The sequence below is a fragment of the Mesorhizobium sp. M7A.F.Ca.CA.001.08.2.1 genome (genome assembly GCF_003998455.1).
Lineage (GTDB): Bacteria > Pseudomonadota > Alphaproteobacteria > Rhizobiales > Rhizobiaceae > Mesorhizobium > Mesorhizobium ciceri.
The window spans coordinates 1-9,842 of the sequence record NZ_RZPW01000158.1 but is presented as its reverse complement, the minus strand read 5'-3'; the positions used below and the strand labels follow the sequence as shown (position 1 = coordinate 9,842).

The window sequence follows — 9,842 nt, the reverse complement described above, 5'->3', positions numbered from 1 at the left end:
CCGAGACGCTGGACGACATCATTGCCCGCCGCGTCGCCTTCCTGACCGCCTATCAGAACGCCGCCTATGGCAGGCGTTATGCCGGAAAACTGGCCGCGTTGCGCGCCGCCGAAGCGAAGGCCGTGCCTGGTTCGACCGCGGTGTCGCAGGCTGCCGCCAGGAACCTGTTCAAGCTGATGGCGATCAAGGACGAATACGAGGTGGCGCGTCTTTACACGGACGGCTCTTTCGCCGCCGAACTGGGCAAGCAGTTCCAGAGCTACGAAAGGCTCGAATTCCACCTCGCTCCGCCGATCATGGGCCGTCGCGGCAATGACGGAAGCCCGCGGAAATCGAGCTTCGGCCCGTGGATGATGAAGGGTTTTCGCGTGCTGGCGGCGATGAAGGGCTTGCGCGGCACTGCCTTCGACCTGTTCGGCTACACCGCCGAACGGCGCATGGAGCGGCAGCTGCTGGCGCGGTACGAGGCGGATCTGGAGCTCATCGCCGGATCGTTGGCCCCAGCCAGGGTCGATGCGGCGGTTGCGCTGGCCTCGGTGCCTGCCCTCATCCGCGGCTATGGCCACGTCCGTCAAGCCAGCGCGCAAAAGGCCGCCGGCGAGCGCCAAAGGCTGCTCGAACGCCTGTCGAGTACGCCGGCGCGGCCCGAACTTCAGGCCGCCGAATGATCGATACGCCTTGTTTACCTGAACGACAGTTTCCTTGCTTTCCGCTGCGTCACCCGGCTTGACGGCAGGAGCGCGAGGGTCTCTCTAAATCTTTCTTAAGGCGGATGTGGCACTGCTTGGCTCCCCAGGGTTGGGATTCAGGCGTTGAATCTGCGAAAAAAGAACGAGATCCCGGTCGACGTCTATATTCCGTTCGTGGAAACCCTGTTTCGCGACGGGCTGACGCTTTCGATCGGCATTCTCGCGCAGACTTTCCTGATCGGCCTGGTCTGGTGGAAGAGCGGCGATCCGCGGTATTTGCTGGTCGCGATCTCGATGGTTCTCGTCGGTGTGTTCCGCATGAGAAACTTTCGAAAATACAACAGCATGCCGTCGCCGACGACCTGGGAAGAGGCGCACAAGCGTGAGAATGACTACATTCTCTATGGCTCCCTGCATGGCTTGACGCTTGGCGCTTTCTGCCTGCTCGGCATCTATTTCGCGCGCGATGGTTTCGCCGAAATCGCCTCCGTTTGCCTGACGCTGGCGACGGCGACCTCCATCGCCGGCCGCAACTACGGCTCGCCGCGCATGGTCACCATCCTGACCATTGCCTTGACCTGGCCAATCTCGCTTGGCTTCCTGCTGCGCGGCGACATCTACCATGTCCTCCTCGGGCTCCTGTCGGCGCCGTTCCTGTTCGCCATCCGGAAATTCGCCAACACCGTACGCGATGTGCTTTTTGCGGCCGTCTCGGAAGAGAAGAAGGCCAACCGCATTGCCCAGCGCTTCAACCGGGCGCTCAACACCATGTCGCACGGCCTTGTCATGCTCGGTCCGGACGGCCGCGTCGCGGTGGCCAATGCCGAGGCCGCGCATCTGATGTCGCTCAAGTCGCCCGACGCGCTGCTCGGACGGTCGATCCACGGTCTGTTGATGCGCGGTGTCGCCGGCGGCATGCTGGCGCCCAAGGATTGCCGCTACATCGAGGCGCAGCTGACGCGTGCCCTGCGTGAGGGTCGCGACCGCAAGGTGCTGGTTTCCCTCGCCAACGGCCAGCATTACGAGTTCTCGGCTCGCGAGGGCAGCCAGGAACTGGGCGTCATCACCTTCGAGGACGTCACCGCCCGTGTCGAGGCGGAAGACAAGATCCGCTTCATGGCACGCTACGACAATCTCACCGGCCTGCCCAACCGGGCCTATTTCCATGAATTGGTGGGCGAGGCCATGGCGTCCGGCGATCGCGACCGTCTCTGCGGCCTTGCGGTGCTCGATCTCGACGATTTCAAGAGCGTCAACGACACGCTTGGCCATCCGATCGGCGACGGCTTGATCTATGCCGTTGCCGAGCGGCTTGCCGCCATTGCCAAGCAAGATATCACGGTCAGCCGTTTCGGTGGCGACGAGTTCATGATCTTCTTCGACCGCGTCGAGGATGAGAGCCATCTGACCAGCCAGCTCGACGAGATTTTCGCCGGCCTGCAAGGGGAAGTCGACGTCGCCGGTCACGGGCTGCGCATCCAGGCCAGCGGCGGCGCGGTGCTGTCACGGGTCAAGGATACCGATGTCGACGCCATGATCGTGAAGGCGGACCTGGCGCTCTACAAGGCCAAGGAACTCGGCAAGAACAGCTGGCGATTGTTCGAAGCTTCGATGGATGCCGCCTTCCGCAACCGTCAGCTGATGAAGGCGGATCTGCGCACCGCGGTAGAGGGCAAGAGCCTGCGGGTGGTCTATCAGCCGATCGTGGCGATGAGCACCATGCGTATCGCCAGTTGCGAGGCGCTGTGCCGGTGGGATCATCCAGATCTCGGGCCAATCTCGCCCAGCATCTTCATTCCGCTTGCCGAGGAAATGGGCATCATTTCCGAGATCAGCACCTTCGTGCTGCAGGCAGCCTGCGCCGAATGCGCCAAATGGCCGGACCAGACCAGCGTTTCGGTCAATCTCTCGGCCAAGGATTTCCGCAGCCGCGATGTCATCCAGAAGGTTCGCGATGCGTTGGCCGGCTCCGGCCTCGCCGCCAGTAGGCTCGAGATCGAGGTCACCGAAACGGCGCTGCTCGACGACAAGTCGCTGACGCGCCAGTATATTGAGGAGCTGAAGCAGCTTGGCGTGCGCATCGCGCTCGACGATTTCGGCACCGGCTATTCGAGCCTGAGCTACCTGCACAAGCTGCCGCTCGACAAGATCAAGATCGACCGCTCTTTCCTGATGGACGTCACCCAGAATCCCCGTTCGCTCGAGCTGCTCAAGGGTATCGTCAACCTGTCGCGGCCGCTGGGGCTTTCGGTGACCGTCGAAGGGGTCGAGACCTTCGAGCAGCTCAAGATCCTGGCGCTGCAGGTCAAGCCTGATCTTGTCCAGGGGTTCCTGTTCGGTTCGGCGCTCAGCGCTTCCGGCATCGAGACGATGTCGAACACGGTATGGCCCTTCGCCAAGGATATCAGGACCGCCAAAAAGGCGGTACGCCGCTGATTTGCGGCGCCTGGCGCATGGTGCCCAGGCACTGAGAGCCCATCCCTGTTTCCATCAGGATTGAACAGGCGCCCAGGCTTTAGGCATTCACCGCATTCGAGGTTTCTTTGCACATCGCGGGCCATGCCAGAATTTCAGCCGCTTCCCGTCATGTTCGAGACACGCTCTTTCCCCGTCGCGACGCAGAAAACGAAGAAAACCACCAATTTTAGTTTTATTTTAGCAATCGTTAACCTTAACGACTGGTAAACGGGCTGCTTCCTGTTTTCATCTTTTACATCCCAAGACCCTGTCGTAGTGTCGGATCGCGGCGGCAATGTACGGGGATTGAGTTGATGATTGTGCAGTTGAGTTCGCTTCGTCCGGTGACGGGCGAGGACGGCAAGGACGCCGCCGACACCATGTCCAGCTTCGCCCGCAACGTTTCGGCGATGCTTGAGCGGACAGAGTACCGCCGCTGCGACAAGGGCGAAGATCTCGAGGACATCTACCGCCTGCGCTACAAGTCATATCGCTCGAACGATATGGTGCCCGACAACGAAAACCATACCATTCACGATGAGCTCGACGAGGCACCGAATGTGTACCGCTTCGGGGTCTATATCGACCAGGAACTCGTCAGCACGCTGCGTATCCATCACGTCACCTTGGCCACGCCGATGTCGCCTTCCACCAAGGCCTTTGGCGACATCGTCATGCCGATGCTTCGTGACGGGCTGAGCTTCATCTGTCCCAGCCGGTTTGCGTCCGATCCCGAATGGTCGCGCGTCTACCCGCAGATTCCCTACCTGACGCTGCGGCTGGCCGGCATGGCGTGCTTCCATTTCAACGCGCCCTACTGCCTGTCGACCATTCGCGAGGATCACGCCGGCTTCTACAAGCGTATCTACTACTCGGAGAAGATCAGCGAGTCGCGCGCCTATCCGGGCGTTTTCAACAAGGTCGTGCTCTACCGCGCCGACGTCAACGCAATCCGCGAGCGGTCCTTCTCACGGTTCCCGTTCTTCCGCTCGACGCCAATGGAGCAGCGCATGCTGTTCGATACGCCGCATGTCGGGGAACTCGCGCCGCTGACCATCCTGCCGACGGCAAAATACTATCACGAAGCCGCCTGATACGGCAGGGATCCACACGATTTTGCAGGGCCGACAGGAGCCTTTTGGCGACTTCGGCGTTCTGGGTGAGGCCACGAGCAGCGCTCCGGGTCGATCTGAGGTTTTTGAGGGAACCCGCCATGACCATTTCCACACTTGCGCTAACCCCGCTCATCTCGCTGATCGCCGGCGCATGCCAAGGCTGTTGAACTACATCGTCGCGCTCTATCTGATCGTCGTCGGGTTGCTCGGGCTATTTCCGCATCTAGCCGGCTTAGGCCACGCAAGCGTCCGCCCTTCGGAGTTCCGCATCAAGCATCAGAATCCAGCGATCGGACTCCGTCGCGGCGTCGACTGCTGGCTTCAATCTTTCTTTGAGGCAGTTGTCGGTTGTTGTGCGGCAATAGCGCCATTGCTCTCGGCGCGGCTTTTCGCTATGTGCCTGAAAGATGTCTTCGAAGGGGTATTCCTATGGCTGATCACTCGCCGACTGGTCCTGTCGAACTGGGCGCGAAGATGGACTATGCCGAGCATGACCGCACCTATGCGGGCTTCCTCGCGCTGGCCAAGTACGGCTCGCTGTTTTGTGGCGCCCTGCTCCTGGCGATGGCCTTCGGCTTCTTCGCGGGCGGCTTCTTCTCGGCGACCATTCTGTTCGTGCTGATTCTGGCTGTCGGCGCCTTTATCCTCCGATAGATTTTTCCGACATCTTGTCCACGGCGCCGCCGCGAGGCCGGCCGGCGTCTTGCGGGAAATAGCTTCCGGCCGAAAGGATCATGCGGTGGGACAGACGGTTTTCATCCCTCGTGAGCTCGATGCCAACGAGCCGCGCGTCGCGGCTTCGCCCGATACGGTGAAACGGCTGGCGGCGTTGGGCTTCGACGTCGTCGTCGAGGCCGGTGCCGGTCTGAAATCGCGCATCATCGATGCCGACTATGCGAGCGCCGGCGCTGCTATCGGCAAGGCTTCCGATGTCGCCAAGGCCGATGTGGTGCTGAAGGTGCGCCGGCCTGGTGATGCCGAGCTGAAGAGCTACAAGCCCGGCGCGGCTGTGATCGCCATCATGGACCCCTACGGCAACGATGCCGCCGTGGCAGCTCTTGCCAAGGCCGGCGTCACCGCTTTCTCGATGGAATTCATGCCCCGGATCACCCGCGCGCAGTCGATGGACGTCTTGTCCTCGCAGGCCAATTTGGCCGGCTATCAGGCGGTGATCGACGGGGCTTCGGAATATGACCGCGCCTTGCCGATGATGATGACGGCGGCCGGCACGGTGCCGGCGGCGAAGGTCTTCATCATGGGCGTTGGCGTCGCTGGCCTGCAGGCGATCGCCACCGCGCGCCGGCTTGGTGCGGTTGTCACCGCCACCGACGTTCGCCCCGCCGCCAAGGAACAGGTCGCCTCGCTCGGCGCCAAGTTCCTCGCGGTCGAGGACGAGGAATTCAAGGCGGCCGAAACGGCCGGCGGCTACGCCAAGGAAATGTCGAAGGAATATCAGGCCAAGCAGGCGGCACTCACATCAGAGCACATCGCCAAGCAGGATATCGTCATCACCACGGCGCTCATTCCCGGCCGGCCGGCGCCCAAGCTGGTCTCGGCGGCGATGGTCGCTTCGATGAAGCCGGGCTCGGTGATCGTCGACCTCGCGGTCGAGCGCGGCGGCAATGTCGAGGGCGCCGAAGCCGGCAAGGTGGTCACCACCGCCAACAACGTCAAGATTGTCGGCCATCTCAATGTGCCTGGCCGCATCGCGGCGTCGGCCTCGCTGCTTTATGCCAGGAACCTGTTCGCCTTTCTCGAGACGCTGGTCGACAAGACGACCAAGACGCTTGCCATCAATCGCGACGACGATCTGGTCAAGGCAACGATGCTGACCGATGGCGGCAAGGTGGTTCATCCGGCTTTCGTGAAAGCCGACCAGCAGCCGGCAAAGGGCCAATATGTCGAGCCGGCCGCGATCCCGGCCAAGACCATGGTCGCCGATGCTTCGCCCAAGAAAGCCGCGCCCAAGAAGGCGGCCGCACCCAAGTCGCCCTCGTCGAAGCCGAAAGGGATCGCGTGATGGACCAGACCCTGCAGAAAGCCCTCGACCAGCTCGACCAGGCCTCCGCCGCCGTCCGGCTGGCGGTGCACAATCTGGCGACCGCGCCCGGCGGCACTGACGCAGCCGGTGATGCCGCGCATGCGCTCTCCGGCGGCGCCATCGATCCCTTCGTCTTCCGCTTCGCCATCTTCGTCCTGGCGATCTTCGTCGGCTACTACGTCGTCTGGTCGGTGACCCCCGCACTGCATACGCCGCTGATGGCCGTCACCAATGCCATCTCCTCGGTCATCGTCGTCGGCGCGCTGCTTGCCGTCGGCATCGCCGCCTCCGGCATTGCCGCGGGCTTCGGCTTCGTCGCGCTGATGCTGGTTTCGGTCAACATCTTCGGCGGCTTCCTCGTCACTCAGCGCATGCTGGCCATGTACAAGAAGAAGGACAAGTAGAGCGCCATGAACGCCAACTTCGCGTCCTTCCTCTACCTCGTCTCCGGTGTCCTGTTCATCATGGCGCTGCGCGGCCTGTCGCATCCGACCACCAGCCGGCAGGGCAATCTCTACGGCATGATCGGCATGGGTATTGCCATCGCCACCACACTGGCTCTGGCGACCCCGTCCGCCGGTCGCTTCGGCCTGATCGTGCTCGGCCTTGCCATTGGCGGCGGCGTCGGCGCCGTTACCGCGCGCCGCATCGCCATGACCTCGATGCCGCAGCTGGTCGCTGCCTTCCACTCGCTGGTCGGCCTCGCCGCCGTCATGGTGGCGGCTGCCGCGATCTATGCCCCGGAAAGCTTCGGCATCGGCACGGATGGCGACATTCATGCCCAGGCCCTGATCGAGATGAGCCTTGGCGTCGCCATCGGCGCCATCACCTTCACCGGCTCGGTCATCGCTTTCCTCAAGCTCGATGGCCGCATGTCCGGCAAGCCGATCATGATCGGCGCACGCCACTTCATCAACGCCGCACTTGCCATCGCGCTCGTCGTGCTGATCGTGTTGCTGGTCACCACCGAGTCCAAGCTGGTCTTCTGGCTGATCGTTGCCGCCTCGCTGGTGCTCGGTATCCTGCTGATCATCCCGATCGGCGGCGCCGACATGCCGGTCGTCGTCTCGATGCTGAATTCCTATTCCGGCTGGGCGGCGGCGGCCCTGGGCTTCACGCTCGGCAATCTGGCGCTAATCATCACCGGCGCGCTGGTCGGCTCATCCGGCGCGATCCTGTCCTACATCATGTGCAAGGGCATGAACCGAAGCTTCATCTCGGTCATTCTCGGCGGCTTCGGTGGGGAGACGGCAGCGGCCGCCGATGACGGCATCGAACGCACGGTCAAGCAGGGTTCTGCCGACGATGCCGCCTACCTCATGATGAACGCCCAGAAAGTCATCATCGTGCCGGGCTACGGCATGGCGGTTGCCCAGGCGCAGCATGCGCTGCGCGAAATGGCCGACAAGCTCAAGGCCAATGGCGTCGACGTGAAGTACGCCATCCACCCGGTCGCCGGCCGCATGCCCGGCCACATGAACGTGCTGCTCGCCGAAGCCAATGTGCCCTACGACGAGGTGTTCGAGCTTGAGGACATCAACTCGGAGTTCGCGCAAGCCGACGTTGCCTATGTCATCGGCGCCAACGACGTCACCAACCCGTCCGCGCGCGACGACAAGTCCTCACCTATCTACGGCATGCCGATCCTCGATGTCGACAAGGCGCGCACCTGCCTGTTCGTCAAGCGCTCGCTCGGTTCCGGCTATGCCGGTATCGACAACACGCTGTTCTACAAGGACGGCACCATGATGCTGCTCGGCGACGCCAAGAAGATGACCGAAGAGATCGTCAAAGCCATGGATCACTGATCCGGGATAAGCGCCGGGACACGCCAAGAAGAGCCCGGCTTCGCGCCGGGCTTTTTCTTGGCTGGCTTTCTTGGCTTGACGGCGATTTCGGCGCTACGATGACGAATTCCCGCCTCGACGGCGGGATTGTCGTCGACGGAGACGTTGGTGCCTGACCCGTTCGCATCGCCGCCCGCCGGGAAAGCGCCGCGCAAGCCTGGCCAGGCGGTGGTGATCGTGCATGGCATGGGCGAACAGCGGCCGATGGATACGCTGCGAGGCTTTGTCCAGGCTGTCTGGAGCCATGACCCCAACCGCGCGCCGTTTTATGCCCATGTCGCCGATCCGGCCGACCCCGCCGGCGCGAAGATCAACCAGAGCTGGATCACTCCCGACAGCCGGACCAATTCGTACGAACTTCGCCGCATCACCACGCCCTACGATGTCGATGGCCGCCGCACCGACTTCTACGAGCTTTACTGGGCCGACATCACGCAGGGCACGACGCGAGGCCGGCTTGCCGCCTGGGTGACAAATCTGCTGTGGCGCAAGCCCGCCGACATACCGCCGGACGCCCGAAAGCTCTATCTGGTCACCCTGGTTGCCGTCATCATCGTCCTGGTCGCGACGCTCGCGCTTGCGACGTCGGTTTGGCAGCAGCAGATTTCGTGGACCGTCGGCGTCCTCGTCACCATCCTGGCCTCGTTCGTCATCTGGTCGGTGGACCGTTTTGGCCTTCCCTATTTCGGCGATGTCGCGGCCTATGTGCGCGCTGAAGCGGCCACGGTAGAGAAGCGGGCGCTGATCCGCGACCGCGGCCTGAAGCTGCTGAAGCGTCTGATGATGGACGATACCTACGATCGCATCGTGCTGGTCTCGCACAGCCTCGGCTCGATGATCGCCTATGACCTGTTGCAGATCTTGTGGTCCGATTTCAGGCCCCGAAAACTCGAGGCCATCCGCGACAAGGCGAAACTGAAAGCTATCCACGCCATCGACAAGGCGACGCTTGTTGCCGACGGCTCGGCATGGCCCGGCAGCCTTGACGACCTTGCCGGGTTCCGGCGCGATCAGTGGGAGCTCTATCGCCAACTGCGCACCAGGGACGACAACCATCGGCCTTGGAAGATCAGCGATTTCGTCACGCTTGGTAGCCCGCTGACCCACAGCGAATTTCTGGTGACGCACAATCTCGCCGAATTCAGGCGCGGCATCGCCGAACGCCTGTTCTCGGCATGTCCGCCGATTGCCGAGGGAGCGGCGGCCGGTGGCACCGTGCTTTATCAGGAAGGGCGCAACCGTTCTTCCGGCAAGCCGCAGCGGGCGGTGCATCATGGCGCGGTGTTTGCTGCGACGCGCTGGACCAATATCTTCGACCGCGGCAACGGTTGGCTGACGGGCGACCCGATCTCCGGGCCGATGGCGGAGAATTTCGGCCCGGGCATAGAAAACATCCAGGTCGAGCTGCGCGGTTCCCTCGGCCGTGTCTTCACCCACACGCTGTACTGGTCGTTGGCGGCGACCGGTATCGAGGTTGCCGCCGGCGATCAGCCGCGCTCGCATCTCGCCGTGCTGCGCGACGCTGTCGACCTCGGTCGCAAACTGGAGCCGAGCCAAGCCGAAGTGCCGGCGATTCCTCCCCGAAAATAAGAACGGATTTCAGCGAACGGGGCCAAGGCAGCGCCGCTCGACAACTTCAAAGCAAAGCCGCTCCGGGCGGGCCAGAGTGGCTTTGTTGCAAGTGCAGTTCAAC

At 62.7% G+C, this 9,842-nt stretch carries 8 protein-coding genes and 1 pseudogene; all 9 read left to right on the top strand.

The window, feature by feature from the left end; genetic code table 11:
- The coding region (locus EN914_RS12095; RefSeq protein WP_348631905.1) for a DUF6537 domain-containing protein at window positions 1-668 on the top strand (668 nt) is incomplete at its 5' end.
- A 144-nt stretch (window positions 669-812) separates the two neighbouring features.
- The gene (locus EN914_RS12090; RefSeq protein ID WP_024501909.1) at window positions 813-3,125 is read left to right on the top strand and encodes a bifunctional diguanylate cyclase/phosphodiesterase; all 2,313 of its coding nucleotides are present in this window, start codon (window positions 813-815) and stop codon (window positions 3,123-3,125) included.
- A gap of 335 nt (window positions 3,126-3,460) precedes the next feature.
- A complete protein-coding gene (locus EN914_RS12085) occupies window positions 3,461-4,240 on the top strand; it encodes an N-acyl amino acid synthase FeeM domain-containing protein (RefSeq protein WP_013528206.1) in 780 nt (259 codons plus the stop codon).
- A gap of 119 nt (window positions 4,241-4,359) precedes the next feature.
- Window positions 4,360-4,493 (top strand): annotated as a pseudogene (locus EN914_RS12080) (DUF3096 domain-containing protein); the annotation flags it as partial.
- A gap of 197 nt (window positions 4,494-4,690) precedes the next feature.
- The gene (locus tag EN914_RS12075) at window positions 4,691-4,915 is read left to right on the top strand and encodes an aa3-type cytochrome c oxidase subunit IV (protein ID WP_013528204.1); all 225 of its coding nucleotides are present in this window, start codon (window positions 4,691-4,693) and stop codon (window positions 4,913-4,915) included.
- 85 nt (window positions 4,916-5,000) lie between these two features.
- Window positions 5,001-6,281, top strand: a complete 1,281-nt coding sequence (locus EN914_RS12070; RefSeq protein ID WP_013528203.1) for a Re/Si-specific NAD(P)(+) transhydrogenase subunit alpha — start codon at window positions 5,001-5,003, stop codon at window positions 6,279-6,281.
- Window positions 6,281-6,706 carry an NAD(P) transhydrogenase subunit alpha gene (locus EN914_RS12065; RefSeq protein WP_032809881.1) on the top strand — a complete coding sequence of 142 codons (426 nt, stop codon included), beginning with the start codon at window positions 6,281-6,283 and terminating at the stop codon, window positions 6,704-6,706. The genes EN914_RS12070 and EN914_RS12065 overlap by 1 nt, the downstream gene beginning before the upstream one ends.
- 6 nt (window positions 6,707-6,712) lie before the next feature.
- Entirely contained in the window at window positions 6,713-8,110 is a 1,398-nt protein-coding gene (locus EN914_RS12060) for an NAD(P)(+) transhydrogenase (Re/Si-specific) subunit beta (protein WP_013528201.1), read from the top strand.
- A 147-nt stretch (window positions 8,111-8,257) separates the two neighbouring features.
- Window positions 8,258-9,739, top strand: coding sequence for a hypothetical protein (locus EN914_RS12055; RefSeq protein WP_024501907.1), 1,482 nt, complete (start codon window positions 8,258-8,260; stop codon window positions 9,737-9,739).
- The last annotated feature ends 103 nt before the right edge of the window (window positions 9,740-9,842 follow it).